The 16,940-nt window shown below is 66.8% G+C and carries 17 protein-coding genes and 3 tRNA genes; 5 read left to right on the top strand and 15 right to left on the bottom strand.

From position 1 onward, the window contains the following. The 3 genes from ENE74_RS12445 to ENE74_RS12435 form a co-directional block, all read right to left on the bottom strand. Positions 1–897: a tyrosine recombinase gene (locus tag ENE74_RS12445; protein ID WP_127691258.1), complete on the bottom strand. Its 897-nt coding sequence runs from the start codon at positions 895–897 to the stop codon at positions 1–3. Between the two features lie 172 nt (positions 898–1,069). Further along, entirely contained in the window at positions 1,070–2,917 is a 1,848-nt protein-coding gene (locus tag ENE74_RS12440) for a hypothetical protein (RefSeq protein ID WP_127691257.1), read from the bottom strand. Between the two features lie 11 nt (positions 2,918–2,928). Next, a complete protein-coding gene (locus ENE74_RS12435; RefSeq protein ID WP_127691256.1) occupies positions 2,929–3,114 on the bottom strand; it encodes a hypothetical protein in 186 nt (61 codons plus the stop codon). A 122-nt stretch (positions 3,115–3,236) separates the two neighbouring features. On the opposite strand from ENE74_RS12435, the gene ENE74_RS12430 reads away from it, so the two are divergent. From ENE74_RS12430 to ENE74_RS12420, 3 genes are all read left to right on the top strand, one after another. Continuing rightward, positions 3,237–3,800 (top strand): shikimate kinase, encoded by a 564-nt coding sequence (locus ENE74_RS12430; RefSeq protein ID WP_127691255.1) that lies wholly within the window; start codon positions 3,237–3,239, stop codon positions 3,798–3,800. Continuing rightward, entirely contained in the window at positions 3,797–4,900 is a 1,104-nt protein-coding gene (gene aroB, locus ENE74_RS12425; protein ID WP_127691254.1) for a 3-dehydroquinate synthase, read from the top strand. The genes ENE74_RS12430 and aroB overlap by 4 nt, the downstream gene beginning before the upstream one ends. A gap of 136 nt (positions 4,901–5,036) precedes the next feature. Then, entirely contained in the window at positions 5,037–5,195 is a 159-nt protein-coding gene (locus ENE74_RS12420; RefSeq protein WP_127691253.1) for a DUF2256 domain-containing protein, read from the top strand. A gap of 13 nt (positions 5,196–5,208) precedes the next feature. On the opposite strand, the gene ENE74_RS12415 is transcribed toward ENE74_RS12420, so the two are convergent. From ENE74_RS12415 to paoA, 10 genes are all read right to left on the bottom strand, one after another. After that, a complete protein-coding gene (locus ENE74_RS12415; RefSeq protein WP_127691252.1) occupies positions 5,209–5,535 on the bottom strand; it encodes a DUF423 domain-containing protein in 327 nt (108 codons plus the stop codon). After that, positions 5,532–7,346: a cation:proton antiporter domain-containing protein gene (locus tag ENE74_RS12410; RefSeq protein WP_127691251.1), complete on the bottom strand. Its 1,815-nt coding sequence runs from the start codon at positions 7,344–7,346 to the stop codon at positions 5,532–5,534. The genes ENE74_RS12415 and ENE74_RS12410 overlap by 4 nt, the downstream gene beginning before the upstream one ends. Further along, positions 7,346–7,780: an iron-sulfur cluster assembly scaffold protein gene (locus tag ENE74_RS12405; protein WP_127691431.1), complete on the bottom strand. Its 435-nt coding sequence runs from the start codon at positions 7,778–7,780 to the stop codon at positions 7,346–7,348. Before ENE74_RS12405 ends, ENE74_RS12410 begins: the two co-directional genes overlap by 1 nt. 45 nt (positions 7,781–7,825) lie before the next feature. Then, complete coding sequence (locus ENE74_RS12400) at positions 7,826–8,344, bottom strand: CvpA family protein (protein ID WP_127691250.1); 519 nt, start codon at positions 8,342–8,344, stop codon at positions 7,826–7,828. An 88-nt stretch (positions 8,345–8,432) separates the two neighbouring features. Continuing rightward, positions 8,433–8,505: transfer RNA gene (locus ENE74_RS12395), tRNA-Arg, on the bottom strand. Position 8,506: 1 nt separating this feature from the next. Then, positions 8,507–8,580, bottom strand: a tRNA-Gly gene (locus tag ENE74_RS12390). A 170-nt stretch (positions 8,581–8,750) separates the two neighbouring features. Next, positions 8,751–8,824: transfer RNA gene (locus ENE74_RS12385), tRNA-Gly, on the bottom strand. A gap of 53 nt (positions 8,825–8,877) precedes the next feature. Continuing rightward, positions 8,878–11,085 (bottom strand): aldehyde oxidoreductase molybdenum-binding subunit PaoC, encoded by a 2,208-nt coding sequence (gene paoC / locus ENE74_RS12380; protein WP_127691249.1) that lies wholly within the window; start codon positions 11,083–11,085, stop codon positions 8,878–8,880. Continuing rightward, positions 11,082–12,038, bottom strand: a complete 957-nt coding sequence (locus ENE74_RS12375; RefSeq protein WP_127691248.1) for an FAD binding domain-containing protein — start codon at positions 12,036–12,038, stop codon at positions 11,082–11,084. Before ENE74_RS12375 ends, paoC begins: the two co-directional genes overlap by 4 nt. After that, on the bottom strand, positions 12,035–12,667 hold the full coding sequence (gene paoA, locus ENE74_RS12370) for an aldehyde dehydrogenase iron-sulfur subunit PaoA (RefSeq protein WP_127691247.1): 633 nt from the start codon (positions 12,665–12,667) through the stop codon (positions 12,035–12,037). The genes ENE74_RS12375 and paoA overlap by 4 nt, the downstream gene beginning before the upstream one ends. 108 nt (positions 12,668–12,775) lie before the next feature. Here paoA and sorA point away from each other — a divergent pair, with 108 nt between their 5' ends. Continuing rightward, positions 12,776–14,020 (top strand): SorA family sulfite dehydrogenase catalytic subunit, encoded by a 1,245-nt coding sequence (gene sorA / locus ENE74_RS12365; RefSeq protein WP_241241980.1) that lies wholly within the window; start codon positions 12,776–12,778, stop codon positions 14,018–14,020. Beyond that, positions 14,017–14,337: a SorB family sulfite dehydrogenase c-type cytochrome subunit gene (gene sorB / locus ENE74_RS18525; RefSeq protein WP_127691246.1), complete on the top strand. Its 321-nt coding sequence runs from the start codon at positions 14,017–14,019 to the stop codon at positions 14,335–14,337. The genes sorA and sorB overlap by 4 nt, the downstream gene beginning before the upstream one ends. A gap of 21 nt (positions 14,338–14,358) precedes the next feature. Here the strand turns inward: sorB and ENE74_RS12355 are convergent, their stop codons facing one another. Beyond that, positions 14,359–15,588, bottom strand: coding sequence for an NHL repeat-containing protein (locus tag ENE74_RS12355; protein ID WP_127691245.1), 1,230 nt, complete (start codon positions 15,586–15,588; stop codon positions 14,359–14,361). 27 nt (positions 15,589–15,615) lie between these two features. Continuing rightward, positions 15,616–16,797, bottom strand: coding sequence for a YncE family protein (locus ENE74_RS12350; protein ID WP_164847465.1), 1,182 nt, complete (start codon positions 16,795–16,797; stop codon positions 15,616–15,618). Between the last annotated feature and the right edge of the window lie 143 nt (positions 16,798–16,940).

Genomic DNA, 16,940 nt, shown 5'->3' with positions numbered 1-16,940 from the left:
TTAGGACGCGCGCGGCTTCAGGTCAACGAGCGGATGACGGCTGTTGACCAGCGCCACCAGCCGCGCGCTTTCGACATGGGTGTAGATTTGCGTGGTGCCGATGTCGGCATGGCCCAGCATGGTCTGGAGCGCGCGCAGGTCTGCGCCGCCTTCCAGCAGATGCGTGGCAAAGGCGTGGCGCAGCACATGCGGGCTGACTCGTTCGGGCGCGATACCGGCTGCCGCCGCCAGTGCCTTGACCATCTGATACAGGCGGATGCGGCTCAGATGGCTCTTGCCAGATGGGAACAGCCAGAGCGCATCGGCGGGGACCAGCGCGGACCAGTGCGCCACGGCGGCGCGCGCGCGATCGGATATCGGCACCATCCGCTCCTTGCCGCCCTTGCCCCGCAGGATCAGGAACGGCCGGTCGCCGGCCAGCGCGCGGCGGGGCAGGGCGACCAGCTCGCTCGCGCGCAGGCCGGATCCGTAGAGCAGCTCGATCATGGCGGAAAGGCGCAGGTCATGCGGCGCCGGATGCGCCACCGCCAGCCGGTCTGCGATCACCGCGAAAATCCGGTCGATGTCGGCGCCGCTCAATATCTTGGGCAGGGGGCGGCGCTGCGCGGGGCGGGGCAGGGCGCTGGCGGGATTGTCCGCCCGAAACCCCTCATCCTGCAAAAAGGCGTAAAAGCCGCGCAGTGCCGATACTTTCCGCGCAACGGTGGACGCGGTCAGATCGGCCCACAGCCCGGCCAGCCGCGCAAGTCTCTCGCCGTCCGCCGCCTCCAGCCCGCCGATCGCTTCGGATGCCGCCAGCAGGTCGGTCCGATAGGCGTTCAGCGTATTGCGCGCCGCACCCCGCTCGGCCGCCATCATTTCGAGGAAACGGTCGATCAGCGCGGCGTCGGCAGACATCGGATGCGTTCCCCTTCCAAAATCAGGTCAGAAACAATGTGCCAAATAGGATCCGTTCGCCCTGAGCCTGTCGAAGGACCAGCCTGAGTGTAGCGAAGGCACTTCACTGCGTTCAGTCCAAGGCTTCGACACGCTCAGCCCGAACGGGAAAAATCACGCACCCGATCACAAATCACAACCGCGTGATCGCTTCGGCGGCGATCATCCGCGCTTCGGGGTCGAGCCCCACGCGGTGCAGCGCCGCGACGATATGATAGAGATGCGCGGGCGGCACCCGTCGCCAGTCGGGCACCTGAAGGCCGATCGCGGCGAGCAGCGCGACGGTGCCCCGTTCTCCCCGCTGTGCGGCTGCGCCGATGGCGCGCGCCCAGCGCGTATTCGCCGCCAGCGACAGGCCTGCGTCACCCGCAAGGCTTGCCGCCTCTCCGGCGGGCAGGCGGTTCAGCCCGGCGAGGCCAGCCAGCAGCATCTGCCCCTTCATGCCGTCGGACGCATCGATATAGGCTGACACGCGGTTGCGGCTCAGGTCCACCACGGGGCTTGGCGCGCCCAGCGCCAGCAGTGCCCAGGCATCCTGCGCACCATCGTCGTCGCTCCCATTGACTGCACCCGCCCAGCGGGCCGCGCTGCGGTCATAGCCTGCGCTCAGCATCGCGCCGATCAGCCGCACCATGTCGTCCGCCGCCACCGGCACCAGCGGCAGGCCCGCGGCCGCGCGCGCGACGGCGATCAGCCCGGTATAGTCGAACGCGCCATCGGCATCCTGCCAGATGCCGCGCATCGCGTCGATCCGCGCGCCGGGGGTCGTGCCCGTATGGGCCGTCGCCAGCGCCTCCGCCCGGTCGCGCGCAGCGTCCGTCGCATCGGGGTCGGCCGCCGCCGCACTGTAGAAATCGACCAGCGCCGCGCTGGAAAATACGCCCAGCCGCGCGGCGATCTGCGTCCCGTCCCAGCGCCGCAACGGGCCGAGCACCGGCGCGCGCGCTTCCCATGCGCGCACATGCGTCCCCGCCGTCCGCCACAGATCGTCGGGAATCGGCACGTTGACGGCTGTTGCCAGGCCGAAGCGCCAGGCCGTCAGATTGTCCACGCCGTCCCATTCGATCTTGACGGATCGACGCGCGTTGAAGCCGGCACCCACCACCTTTTCCGCCAGCCGATAGTCGATGCCGCGGGCGATGCCCTGCCGCTGCGCCTGGTTCAGCGCCCCGCTGGCCGAACCCTGGTCGCCTGCAAAGGACGCGCAGATGGCCCGCGACATCTGCCAGCCCGGCTCCTTGCTGGTGCGCAGCGCACCGGCGGACAGCGGACAAAGCCCCGCCGGATCGGCCGTCGCCAGATAGGTCTGCATGGCAATGGCATAAAGCCGCGGCGTGAAGCGATCGGGATCGACGCTCTGCACCAGCATCCGCGCGGCGTCGGCCTCGCCCATTCGCAGCAGCAGCCAGGCCCGCTCCGCCACATAGTCTGCGCCATCGATATCGCGCGGCGTGTTGGTTGCCGACAACAAGGCGCGCCGCAGCAATATGGAGGTCCAGCGCGAGGCGAAGGGCGCATGGCTCGCCTTCATCAGGCTGGCAAGATATTGCCCCGATTGCCGCCCGAACGCATTGGCCGCCAGCCCGCGCGTCTCGGGCGTCAGCGGGCCCACCCGGTCCAGCGATCGTCGCGCGCTGTCGGGCAGGTCATATTTCGCCTGCTGCGCGGCCAGTTCCTCCTCGCTCAGCGCAACCTCCGCTGCGGCATTGTCGGCCATGTCGGCGGGCATCGCAAGGTCGACCGACAGTCCCGGTGCACCGGCAGCGGCAGTTGGCGTGGAGGCCGGGACATTGGTGGGGGCAGGCGCGGGGGCCGGGGTGCGCGGCGTGTCCGCAGGAGGCGGCGGATCACCGAAGCCGGGCGGCAGCAGCGATTCGGGTGCGTTCTGCGCCAGACCGGCGTCGATCACGGGCACGGTAAGTGCCGCCACCGCCGCGCCCGCGATCAGACCCGCCACCGTCAGGATGCTGCGCCCCCGCATCGCCCGCGCCCTTACTTGCCGAGCTTCTCGGGCGGGATGGCCTGTTCCACCCGCACCTGCGGCTGTTCGCCGCCGCGCGCCCAAAGCAGCGCGAACAGACCGACGATCAGCAGAATGAGAACGATCGGAATCAGCGGCAGGGTGCTGCGGCGACGGGGGCGGCTTTCGAAACTGTTGCTGTGGCGTTTGATCTTCATGATGCCCCTACTTAGGCGGAATCGCAGCGGCTTGACCAGTGGCATGGCGGGCAGGCCACTTCGTTTCGCCGCGAAATCGGCTTTTGCCCTTGGCGGCGGGTGGCTGTATAGCCCCGCTCGCAATGCAGCGAAACAGCAAATCCCAGCCCTCCTTGCATAATGGCCAGCGCCCCGTGCCGCCGCAGCTTCCCATCGTCCTTGTCGGCATGATGGGCGTCGGCAAGTCGACCGTCGGCCGCCGCCTGGCCGCGCGGCTGGGCCTGCCGTTCGTTGACGCTGATGAGGAGATCGAGCGGGCGGCCGGCATGTCGATCGCCGAAATGTTCGAACGCTATGGCGAGGCGCATTTCCGCGACGGCGAACGTCGCGTCATCGCCCGGCTGATCGACGGCGCGCCCAAGGTGATCGCGACCGGCGGTGGCGCCTTCATGCAGCCAGAGACGCGCGCCCACATCCTTTCTTCGGCGCGGGCCGTATGGCTCGATGCCGACATCGACGTGCTTGTCGATCGGGTGTCGCGCCGCGACGGCCGTCCGCTGTTGAAGGGGCGCAACCCCCGCGAGGTGCTGACCGAACTCGCCGCCGTCCGCAATCCGGTCTATGCGCTCGCGCCCATCCATGTGCGCAGCGTTGCCGCGCCGCACGAAACAGCCGTCGAAACGATCATGAAGGCGCTCAACGCATGACCACCGTAGCCGTCAGCCTGGGCGCGCGCAGCTATGACATCCTGATCGAGGATGGCGCGCTCGATCGCGCGGCAATCCACCTCGCCCGCTTCGCGCGCGACAAGCGCCTGATCGTCGTCACCGATGACGATGTGGCGGCGGCGCAGCTTGACCGGCTGGAGGCCGGGCTGGCAGGCGGCGGTATCGCGATCGAGCCGATCGTCCTGCCCTCGGGCGAAAGCACCAAGAGCTGGCGCTTCCTGGAAACGCTGACGGACCGGCTGCTGGCGCTGGATGTCGAGCGGAGCGATCATGTCGTCGCGCTGGGCGGCGGCGTGATCGGCGATCTGGTCGGCTTTGCCGCGTCGATGCTGAAGCGCGGCTGCCACTTCGTGCAGGTGCCGACGACCTTGCTGGCGCAGGTCGACAGCAGCGTCGGGGGCAAGACGGCGATCAACAGCGCGGCGGGCAAGAATCTGGTCGGCGCCTTCTATCAGCCTGCCTTTGTCCTGATCGATCCCGCGACGCTCGACACGCTCCCGCCGCGGGATGTCGCCGCGGGCTATGCCGAAGTCGTCAAATATGGTCTGATTGACGACGCCGCCTTCTTCGCGTGGTGCGAGGCGTATGGCGCGGCGCTGATCGCGGGGGATCGCGCCGCTCGCGCCATCGCCATCGAAAAGGGCGTCCGTGCGAAGGCGGCGATCGTCGCCGATGACGAGCGCGAGACGACCGGGCGGCGCGCGCTCCTCAACCTCGGGCATACTTTCGGTCATGCGCTGGAGGCGGAGACGGGCTTTTCCGACACGCTGCTTCATGGCGAAGGCGTGGCGGCGGGCATGGCGCTCGCCTTCCGCTTTTCCGCCCGGCAGGGGCTGTGCGATCCCGCCGATGCGGCGCGCGTGACCGATCATCTGCGCAGCGTCGGCCTGCCGCATGATCTGGCGACGGCGCATGTCGATGCCAGCGGCGCCGCGCTCGTCGCCCATATGCTGCATGACAAGAAGATGGCGGGCGGAAAGCTGCCCTTCCTGCTCGCGCGCGGGATCGGGCAGACGTTCCTGGCGCGGGACGTTGACCTGGCCGATGTCGCTGCTTTCCTGGATGAAGAGCGGGGCTGAGCATGACCAGACCGTCCATGTCCGTTCGTCCCGAGCGCAGTCGAGGGACGGTTCGCGAACGCTGCATCATGTGTTTCGACTTCGCGCGACACGAACGGACCTGGGGTACGCGTCACACCAAAGTCGGCCGACGCTGATGCCCAACGGCGTGGCCAAGGCGAACCTGCCGTCGAAGGTCTGCCCGGTCTGCGCGCGGCCCTTTAGCTGGCGGAAGAAATGGGCGCGGGACTGGGACGCCGTGATCTACTGTTCCGACAAGTGCCGCGGCAAGGGCAGATCCGTCCCCTTTGCCTGACCCCGCCTTCTGCCTAACCCCGCCAGTACACCCACGCCAGCCACAGCCAGCCCGCGATCAGCAGGCTGCCGCCGATCGGCGTGACCGCGCCCAGCCAGCGCGGCGCGCCCAGCGCCATGGCATAAAGCGTGCACCCGAAGATCGCGCCGCCCGCCAGCAGCAGCGCCGCCGGGCCGCGCGCCGTCCCCATGATCGCCACCGCCGCAACCGCATGGACAAGCTGATACATGCCGCCGGTGCGCAACCATTCGGCGGCCTGAGGCGAGGACGCGCCATGCGCCCCGAACGCGCCCGCCGCCACCGCCATCGCTGCGGACAGCGCCGCCAGCACTGCGATCATGACGGCGATTCCGCAGGTGCCGCCGATGCCACCAGGCCGAGCGGTTCGGCATGGCGCGTCGCTGAATACATGATGCCGCGCCCGGCATAGATGTCGCCGCCCGCCGCGATCTGCCGGTCCAGCCGTTCGCGGTCCACGGCCCGGTACTGCCGCTCGACATTGGCGATTTCCTCTTCGGACATGCCGAGCGCCTGCATCGCCTGCCACCCCATGCACACCGCCGACTCATAGACTTCGCGCACCGTGCCCGCCAGCTCCAGCCCGCTGATCGCCATCAGCTGCCGCCGGTCGAACGCGCGCACATAGACTTTTGCCTGCGGGAACGCCTCCAGTATCGGTTCGAGCTGCTTGCCGTCGAGATTGGGGTCGTCCAGGCAGAAGGCCAGGATACGCGCCTCCTCCGCGCCCGCCCGCCGCAGCAAGTCGATGCGGGTGCCGTCACCATAGTAGACTTTCATGTCGAACTGGCCGGATACTTCGATCTGCGCGGGCTTCTTGTCGATCATCGTCACCGAGCAGCCGCTGGCCATCAGCATCTGCGCGACGGTCTGGCCGAACCGGCCATAGCCGATGATGATCGCCGTGCCCTGCGGCGCGTCGTCCGGGCCTTCCGGTTCGCTGCCGGGTTTGGGCGGCGCGAACTCCAACCGGCTGGCAAACAGCATCAGGAACGGCGTGGTCGCCATGGAGAAGGTGACGATGGCGGCAAACAGGCTGGCGGCTTCCGGCGCGATCAGCAGCGCGTTCTGCGCCTGCGTGAACAGCACGAAGCCGAACTCGCCGCCCTGGCTCAGCAACAGGCCAAGCCCCAGGCCCTGCCGCCAGTCCATGCCGAACAGCCGCGCGATGCCAGTAATGAACAGCGCCTTCACCGCCACCAGCACCAGCGCCATGGACACCACGAACAGGGGGTTGTTCCGCACTGCCTCCAGATCCAGCACCATACCGACCGCCAGGAAGAACAGGCCGAGCAGGATCGAGCGGAACGGCTCCACATCCGCCTCTATTTCATGCCGGTAGGGCGAATCCGCCAGCATCACGCCCGCCACGAACGCGCCCAGTGCCGTTGACAGGTGCAGCGCATGCATCAGCGCCGCACTCGCCAGCACCGTGAACAGGCCGACCGCCACGAACAGCTCGCGCTCGCCCAATATGCCCACCAGCCGCAGCAGCGGCCGTAGGATGAAGCGCCCGGCCAGCACCAGCCCGGCGATCGCGCCGACGGTATAGAGCGCCATCATCCACCCCGGCGGCCCCGCTGCGTCGGCCGGATTGCGGGACAGGGCGGCGATGATCGTAATGAGCGGGACGATCGAGAGATCCTGGAACAGCAGGATCGAGAAGGCCTTTTCCCCGAACGGCGAATTGATCCGCCCGCTGTTCTTGAGGCCCGGCAGCACCTGCGCAGTGGAGGACAGCGCCAGCGGCAGGCCCAGCGCCAGCGCCGCGCCCCAGCTGAACCCGGTAAACAGGAAGATGATACCCGTCAGCGCCAGCCCGCAGGCCACCACCTGCGTCAGGCCCAGCCCGAATATGTCGCGTTTCAGCCGCCACAGCCGCGTAGGGTTCAGTTCCAGGCCAACGAGAAACAGCAGCAGCACGATGCCGATTTCGGCGATCGCCAGCTTCGATTCGCCGCCGCCGACCAGCCCGAGGCCCTGCGGCCCGACCGCCGCGCCCGCGACCAGATAACCCAGTACCGCGCCCAGCCCGAATCGCCGGAACAGCATCACCGAAGCGACGCCCGCACCCAGCAGGACAACGCCTTCGGTCAGCAGGATGTCGGTTGCGCTGATCCCCCCGACTGCCATCAGACCGGCGCCCGCACCGCGTCCGCCGCCGCCTGCGCCACCGCATCGAAACTCAGCCGGATGGAGGCGTGGCGGGCGGGATAGGCGCGCGCCGGGGCCAGCACCGCAAGGCCCGGCCAGAAGTCCAGATCGTCGCTACGCCCCTCCAGATAGGCCGCCAGCGCCTCGCGCGTCTGCATCAGCCGCGCGGCATCCTGGCCGATGGCATGGCCCGCCATCAGCGCGGCGGATGCCTGCCCCAGCGCGCAGGCGCGCACCTCAAGGCCAAGGTCGGCGACCCGGCCCGCATCGTCCATCCGCACGTCCACCGTCACCCGGCTGCCGCAGGTCGGCGACCGCCGCTCCACGCTCGCCTGCGGATCGGCCAGCCGCGCGTGATGCGGAATGCTGCTGGCCAGCCGCAATATGTCCGTGTTGTACAGGGGGGCACTCATCATCCCCATGTAGGGGACATGGCGATGATGGGCAATGCGTGGCCCTCAATCGTCCGCCGCAGCAACCCCGCCGTTCCGTCGCTCCTCCAGAAACGCGCTCAGCGCCCGGCTGCTGGCGTCGAGCAGGGGAAAGGTGCGGGAGGATTTGAGCCAGGCGGGCCGCGCCGATCCGCCGCCATAGATGGTGTCGTGCACCAGGGTGAACGCCATGAACAGCAGGGTCACGCCGATCAACCCTTTGATCGCGCCAAAGCCGCCGCCCAGCACGCGGTCGAGCGGCCCAAGCACGGACTTGCGGGTCCGCGCCCCCAGTGCGCTTGCGATCATCTTGCCGACGGCGAAGGTGGTGCCGAACAGCAGGACGAGCGCCAGCGCCGCCGCGCCGCTCGGCGTGCCGACATATTCGGAAAGGACCGCCGCGACCGGCGCATGGAACAGCCGGATTGCCAGCACCGCCAGCACCCAGGCCATCAGCGAAAGCGTCTCCATCACAAAGCCGCGCACCAGCCCGAACAGGGCGCCGCCTCCGATCAGCAGAAGAACGAAAATGTCGAGTGCCGTCATGCCGCCCGCTTAGAGGCTGACGCGCAGGGAGGGAAGGGGGCGGAAGGCTACCACGTCGCCAAAATTGTCAGACGGGCACAGGATGATGTGCCCCCGGCAGGACTCGAACCTGCATAGGTGCGAATAGAACTCGCATGACCATCCAGTTGGTCCACGGGGGCATGGAGCGGCCTAGGAGATTCGAACTCCTGTCTACGGGATGGAACCCCGGCGCCTAACCTCTCGGCCAAGGCCGCATACGCAAAGCGGCGTCAGCGTCTTGGGCGGCGCGTGGACAGGCAAAAGGGCGGGCACAGCACAGGATGTGCTTCAACAGGATGCTGCGATGCCGCTCGATCGATCATGCCGTGGAAGCTAATTTGCCTGAACGATGCGCGCAAGCAGCATTTCGGATGCAAGGCGCGCATGGAGCGGGTGAAGGGAATCGAACCCTCGTATTCAGCTTGGGAAGCTGCTGCTCTACCATTGAGCTACACCCGCGATGCGCCCGCCTCTCTCAATTTTGTGTCAGGCTGTCAACGATTATGCCCGTTTCACGCCTTCGCCATTCCCGCGATTACCTTGTTCAGCGTCAGCGGATAGTCGCGCAGGCGCACGCCGGTCGCGTTGTAGATCGCATTGGCGATCGCCGCGCCCGCGCCGCACAGGCCCAGCTCGCCCACGCCCTTGGCTTTCATGGGTGAGGACTTGTCGTCCAGCTCGTCGATGAACAGCACGTCCTGTTCGGGAATGTCGGCGTGCACCGGCACATGATATTCGGCCATGTCGTGATTGACGAAATAGCCAAAGCGCGTGTCGACGACCAGTTCCTCCATCAACGCCGCGCCGACGCCCATTGTCATCGCGCCGATCACCTGGCTGCGTGCGGTCTTGGGGTTCAGGATGCGCCCGGCGGCGAACGCGCCGCCCATCCGCCGCACCCGCACTTCGCCGGTGTACACGTCCACGCCCACCTCGGCGAAATGCGCGCCGAAGGTCGCCTGCGCATAGCGGTCGGTCAGGTCGCCGAAGCTGATGCTGTCCTCCACGCTCAGGCCATCGCGCCCTGCGGCCTCACGTAGCGGGATTGCCTTGCCCGCCGCCTTGATCATGCCATCTTCGAACAGCGCGTCCTCCGCATTCAGCCCGGCTTTCTGCGCAAGCTGCGACCGCATCGCCATGCACGCGGCATAGACGCCCGCGGTCGCGCTGTTCGCACCCCATTGCCCGCCCGATCCGGCCGACGCGGGGAAGCTGCTGTCACCCAGCCGAACGGTGATGTCGCTGGCTTCCACGCCCAGCATCTCCGCCGCTGTCTGCGCGATGATCGTATAGCTGCCGGTGCCGATGTCGGTCATGTCGCTGGACACGGTGATCCGCCCCTTGCCGTCGATCGCAACGCGCGCGCCCGATTTCATGACGATGTTACCGCGAAAGGCGGACGCGACGCCCATGCCGACCAGATACTGTCCGTCGCGCACCTGACCGGGCTTCGGATTGCGCTTGTCCCAGCCGAAGCGGGTGGCACCCTCGCGCAGGCATTCGACCAGCTTGCGGCTGGAAAAGGGCTTCGACGGGCCGACTTCGGGATCATATTGCACATCGTTCTTGATGCGCAATTCGACCGGATCGACGTCGCAGGCCTCCGCCAGCTCGTCCATCGCCACTTCCAGCGCCAGCAGACCGACGGCCTCGCCAGGCGCGCGCATCGCATTGCCTTCGGGCAAGTCGAGCACCGCCAGCCGATGCTTCGTCATGCGATGCTTGCCGGCATAGAGCTGCCGCGTCTGGAGCGCCGCCACCTCGACTCCGCCGCCGGGCAGGTCGCCCGACCATACTTCATGGCCGATCGCCTCGATCGTGCCGTCCTTCTTCGCGCCCAGCCGGATGCGCTGGATCGTCGCGGGGCGATGCGTCGTGTTGTTCGGAATCTGCGCGCGGGCCAGCGCGACCTTCACCGGCCTGCCAGCCGCGCGCGCGCCCAGCGCGGCGAGCAGCGCGTCGGCCCGCACGAACAGCTTCGCGCCGAAACCGCCGCCCACATAGGGCGCGATCACCTGCACATTGTCCGGCTTGATCTTCAGCGTCCGGGCGATCTCGCCCACACTCCAGGCAATCATCTGGTTCGATGACCACAGGGTCAACTTGTCGCCGGTCCACGCGGCCGTCGTGGCATGCGGCTCCATCATCGCGTGGCTGTGATCGGGGGTCGTGTACCGCTGGTCGATCTTGACAGCGGCCTTGGCGAACGCGCCGTCGAAGTCGCCGGTCCTGGTATCGGCCGGGCTGCCCTGCACATCTTTGGGTGCCGTGGCACCGCGCATGGCGGCGGCCAGATCGAACCGGCCTTCACCGGTTGCATAATCGATCACTACCAGCTTCGCGGCGTCGCGCGCCTGCTCCAGCGTTTCGGCCACCACCAGAGCGAGCGCCTGATCGTGATGTTCGATACTAGGGCCGCCCAGCAAGGTCGCGGTGTTCATGCGCCCCTTGCCAAGGTCGCCTGCATTGGCATGCGTTACGACCGCCAGAACGCCCGGCGCGGCTTCCGCGGCGCGCGTGTCGATGCTGTTGATCGTGCCCTTGGCGATCGCCGATCCGACCATCCAGCCATAGGCCGCGTTCGGCGCGGCATCATGTCGCTCATAGGCATAAGGGGCGGTGCCGCAAACCTTCGCCGGGCCGTCGATCCGGTCGATCGGCTGGCCCACCACGCGCGCGCGATCGATAGGGTTGATGGTGGCGGGTTGATCGAACTTCATGCCCGTATCTCCTGCTGCGCATAGACCTGCGCCAGTGTTCGCCGGACCAGATCGGTCTTGAACCGGTTGTGCTCGGTCGTCTTCGCACCGGCGAGCGCGGCGTCGGCCACGGCATTGGCGCCTGCCGCCGCGGCGGCATCGGCTGCCTCGGTCCGCCACGGCTTGTGCGCCAGCCCGCCAAAGGCGAAGCGCGCATTGCTGTCCTTGCCAAAAATCGCCGCGACCGAAATCACCGCAAAGGCGTAAGAGGCGCGATCGCGCACCTTGCGGTAGACATGGCTTCCGCCGATTGGCCTGGGCAGCACGACGGCGGTCACAAGCTCGCCGGGCGCCAGCGCCGTTTCGATGTCGGGCGTAGTGCCGGGCAGGCGGTGGAAATCCGCGATCGGGATGGCCCGGCTGCTTCCGTCCGCTGCCACCGTCTCCACGGTCGCATCCAGCAATCGCATCGCGACGGCCATGTCGGACGGATGCGTCGCGATACAGTCCGCGCTGGTGCCCAGGATCGCCATGTTGCGATTGAACCCGGCCAGCGCGGCGCAACCGGTGCCCGGCCTGCGCTTGTTGCACGGCTTGGTGGTGTCGTAGAAATAGGGGCAGCGGGTGCGCTGCAACAGGTTGCCCGCCGTCGTCGCCTTGTTGCGGAGTTGGCCCGACGCGCCGGAAAGCAGCGCGCGGCTCAGCACCGCATAATCGCGCCGGACTTTCTTGTGCGCGGCCAAATCGGTATTGCGCACCAGCGCGCCGATCCGCAGGCCACCGTCGGACGTCTCGCGCACCGTGTCGAGGTCGAGCCGGTTGACGTCGATCAGATGCGTCGGCGTCTCGATCTGCAATTTCATGAGGTCGAGCAGATTGGTGCCGCCTGCGATAAATCGTGCGCCCGGGTTGGCGACGGCGGCGGCAGCGGCCTTGGCCGGGCTGGTCGCCCGCTCATAGGTAAAGGCCTTCATGCCTTCTCTCCTTCCGCCACGTCGCGGATCGCGGCGACGATATTGGGATAGGCCGCACAGCGGCAGATATTGCCGCTCATCCGCTCGCGCACTTCCGCGTCGGAAAATGCCACCTTGTCCAGATCTTCGGTCACATGGCTGGGGATGCCCGCCTCGATCTCGTCCAGCACGGCGACGGCCGAACAGATCTGCCCGGGCGTGCAATAGCCGCACTGAAAGCCGTCATGCGTGACAAATGCCCGCTGCATCGGGTGCATCTTGTCGGGCGTTCCCAGCCCCTCGATCGTGGTGATGTCGTCGCCGTCGTGCATCAGCGCCAGCGTCAGGCAGCTGTTGATCCGCCGTCCTTCGACGATGACGGTACAGGCACCGCACTGGCCATGGTCGCAGCCTTTCTTGGTGCCGGTCAGGTGCAGATGCTCCCGCAGCGCGTCAAGCAATGTGGTGCGCGGATCGAGCGTCAGCCGCACGTCCTTGCCGTTTACCTTCAGGGTCGTGGCGATCATCTGCGTCTTTCCGGTGGGGGCGGTTTGGGCATTGGCGGAGGCATGGATGGCCGGGGCGGCGCACAGCGCGGCACTGCCGCCCAGCACGGCCCGGCGGGATAGGGCGGCGGGACTGTCTTTCATCGGTGATGTTCCCCATGGCGGCGTCGATTGCTGTAACGAGGCACACGCCATTTCTATCCGCGCCTGCACAGAAAGTCTTGCGCATTTGACCGAAGGCGGCAAAGCATCATGAGGCGCGACAACGCGATCTGCACAGGCTGGACCATCGGGAGTCGCATCATGATACTGGAAAGGCGTCATCTTCTGCTGGGGATTGGCGCGCAGGCGCTGCTCGGTGGCCGGGTATCGGCGCAGGACGTGACATTGCCCTTCGCTAATGGCGTGCGGCCGCTGGTGCGCTATCCCGGCAAGCGGCCGCTCATCGGTCTTACGAGTCGCCCGCCACAGCTCGAAACGCCGTTCGGCGTGTTCAACGAAACGCTACTGACGCCGAACGACGCTTTTTTTGTGCGCTACCACATGTCGGACATTCCGCTGTCGATCGACATGGCGGCGTGGCGATTGACGATCGGCGGCCATGTCGCCCGGCCGCTGTCGCTTTCGCTCGACGATCTGAAGCGGCAATTCACACCGACGGACATCGTCGCGGTGAACCAGTGTTCGGGGAACAGCCGCGGCTTCTTTTCGCCGCGCGTGGGCGGTGGACAGCTTGGCAATGGCGCGATGGGCAATGCCCGCTGGACCGGTGTACCGCTGAAGGCGGTGCTCGAAAAGGCGGGCGTCAAGTCGGGCGGGAAGCAGGTGACGTTCAACGGGCTCGACAATCCGCCCGCGCCCGACATGCCCGATTTCGTGAAGGCGCTCGATCTCGATCATGCGACCGACGGCGAAGTGATGCTCGCCTGGGCGATGAATGGCGAAGACTTGCCGTTTCTCAACGGCTATCCGCTCCGTCTGGTCGTGCCGGGCTATTTCGGCACCTACTGGGTCAAGCATCTGAGCGATATCGCAGTGCTGGACGCGCCGTTCGAGGGCTACTGGATGAAGACCGCCTATCGGGTGCCCGACAATGACTGCCAATGCGTACCAGTCGGTGAAAAGCCGGCGGCAACGCGGCCGATCGGCACGTTCGCGGTACGCTCCTTTCTGACCAGTCACGCCGATGGCGCGACGGTCAGCGGTGCGGATGCGACGATCCTGTCGGGCATCGCTTTCGACGGCGGCTCGGGCATTGCGAAGGTGGAGCTTTCGCTCGATGGCGGCAGGCAATGGGTCGCGGCGCGGCTGGGCGATGATCTGGGCCGCTATGCCTTTCGTCCCTGGACGCTCGTTCTCCGCTTGCCGCGCGGTGCGCAGGCGGTGCAGGTTCGCGCGACGGCCGTCAGTGGCGAAACCCAACCGATGGAGCCGTTATGGAACCCCGCAGGCTATCTGCGCAATGTCGTCGAAACCGTGCGGCTGCGCGTCGCATGAGGGCGCGTCACCTCCTGCTCGGCGCGCCGCTGCTGCTCATCGCGCTGGCCGCCGCTTCGCCGCCGCGCACCGTCACTTATGCGCTGCCGCAAACTGAAGAGGATTTCACCCTGCCGCCGGGCGAGGGGGCGGAACTGACGGTGGGCAATTGCGCGGCCTGCCACTCGCTCGACTATATCCGCACCCAGCCACGCGGGAAGGGGGCGCAATTCTGGAAAGACAATGTCGCCAAGATGATTGCCGTCTACAAGGCACCGATCGCACCGGCCGATGCCGATGCGATCGCGGCCTATCTCGCAAAAACCTACGGCGAATAATCGCCTTTCGGCACGGTCGGGTCAGCCGCCCGGCGCGCGCATGAAGGTGACGCGACCGACGCTCGTATCGCCCGCATACAGATTGTTCTTCTGGTCGAACACCCAATAGCTGGCCTCGATGAATTGCCCCTTGCCGATGCCCATGCCGTTGCCGACCGCGCCCACGACCTTGCCGTCGCGCGTCATCTTCAGGAACTGGCCGTCCTGTCCGCTCGCCATCCAGGGTTCGCCCTGCGCGTCGAACTGGATCGCGCAGACCAGGTTGCGAGTCTGAATGGTGCGCAGGAACTGGCCCTTGCTGTTGAAAATGACGATGCGATAGTCCTCGCGGTCGCCGACCCATACGTCGCCGTTCTTCGGGTCCACGGCAAGGCCGTGGGCATTCTGGAACTTGCCTGGTCCCACATTGTGGCCGAACCACTGGTTGATATATTTGCCGTTCTTGTCGAGGTGCAGAATGCGGGCGGCACCGATATTGTTGGTGGGGTCATCCGAATCGGTGGTGTTCGGGCTTTCGTTGCCATGGCCCTGCGCGATGTAGATGTCGCCGTTGCGCCCGAACGCCAGCATGACCGGCTCCCACAGCAGCCGCTGCCCCCTCGCTTCATCCCAGTCGCCCGGCTTGCCCCAGCTGCCGATGGTCTGCAGCAGCTTGCCCTGCGGACTGACTTTCTTCGCCGTCGCGTTGGCGGTGTCGATCACCCACACATTGTCGTCTGCGTCGACCGCCATGCCGTGCGCCTTGTCATGATGGTCGATCACATCGTCGCCCACGGACAGGATCAGCTTCCAGTTGGCGTCATATTTCAGCAACTGAGGGTTGCCGACCGGCTTGCGCTGGAACACCCAGATATTGCCCTTCGAATCGCGCGACACCGCCGGGACCCCGCCGATGCCGGGGGGCAGTTGGACGGGATATTCGAATGTGTATCCCATCTCCTGCTTCCACTGGACGCGCTGCATCTCGCCACGCTGCGGCCCCTTGCGGTTTTGGCAGACGGTGGAGTGCGAACAGGTAACCGCCGTCCGCGCGCCAGCGGCGAAAGGCGCGCCTTCGGGTCGCGGCAGGACCGTGACAACACCCTTGGCATCGACCGACGTGCGACCGCCCGGATCGGGGAACGACCCTTGCAGGAACCATGCGGGCGAACCGTTTTCGGCCGGACCGCTCGTCGGCGGCACCGTCTGCGACAAGGCGGCGGTGGCAACCAGTGCCAGCGCCATCGCGCCAGTCAGGGCATATCGGATCATCTCATTCTCCCGTTGCTTTATGATATTCTACCGGCTGAGCGCTGTCGTGATGGCGGCTGGCCGGGTATCGAACGTCAGCGTGGCGGCAGGATCGCGCACCAGCGCCTTGCCGTCGAACCGATAGACTTCAATCTGGCGCGACGCGGCGCTTTGCAGCAGCAGCGTGCGGCCGTCGTCGCTCCAGGTCGCGCCCTGCGCCCATTGCCCTGTCTGCGCCTCGGCCACGGACGTCAGCGTCGCGCCGTTCACGCGATAGACCTTGAGCAGGCCAAAGGGGCTGTAAGCGGGCGATGTCGGGCTGGCTGCCGATCCGTTGACCACCACGACGGCCAGATACCGGCCATCGGCGGACAGGGCGACATGCTCGGGCAACGGGCCGACTTCGACCGTGGCGGCGATACGGTTGGTGCGCAGGTCGATCGCCGTGACCGTACCGATCCGCCCGCCGCGCGGCGGTGGCGCGCCTTCGGCCGGAATGCGGCCTTGAAGATTGGTCGAATAGGCATAGCGGCCATCGCGACTGAACACCGATCCGTACGGATTGACGCCGGTGGGGAATGTCACGCCCGTATCGGTGACTTTGGTGCCGTCGATCGCCAGCCGCCAGATGGCATTGCCGCGCCGCTGCGTCACCACGGCCGTCTTGCCATCGGGCGACAGCGCGATGTCGACCGGTCCGGGTGCCTTGTCGAGTTGAAGCGTGTCGATCAGGGTCAGGCGTCTGGCGGCGATGGAAAACACCGAAATCGTCCCGTCGCCGGTCGCTGCGACCAATGCCATCGTGCCCGCGCGGTTGATCGCCACGCCAGAGGCGCCGTCGCCGGCCTCCACCGTCTGGACCAGCTTGGGCGCGGTCGGATCGGTCAGGTCGATCAACGAAACCTTGTTGTCGAGAACAAACTTTGCCGGATCGGCCGGGTCTGCCTTCTGCGCGGAGGTGACGATCGCGAAACTGCCGTCGCGCGCCATCGCGACGCTGGTCGGCGGACCGATCATGCTGCCGGGCACATCGACTGTGCCTGTCACGCGCGGCGGATAACGGCGCATGTCGATGACAGCCAGATTGTCCGGCCGTGCGCGGAAATCACTTTCGCCGGCGCGCGGCTGCTTCCCGTCGTTCACGGAGACGGCAATCTGCGCAGGGGCATGCGCTGCGATCAGCGCGCCGGCCGCACCGGCAAGCCAGCTGCCTTTTCGTCCGATCATCATGACGCTGCTACTCTCCATGTCATTGCCGGATATCATCCGATCGTCGGCGGACTGGCCGCCAGTTGTCGAGGAAGACTAGCGTCGGATAAATTGCATGCAACAATTATTATATGTATGCATAAATGAGCGGGCTTGGTCTCACT

Source organism: Sphingobium algorifonticola (genome assembly GCF_004005485.1).
GTDB lineage: Bacteria > Pseudomonadota > Alphaproteobacteria > Sphingomonadales > Sphingomonadaceae > Sphingobium > Sphingobium algorifonticola.
This window is presented reverse-complemented; position numbering and strand designations above follow the sequence as displayed.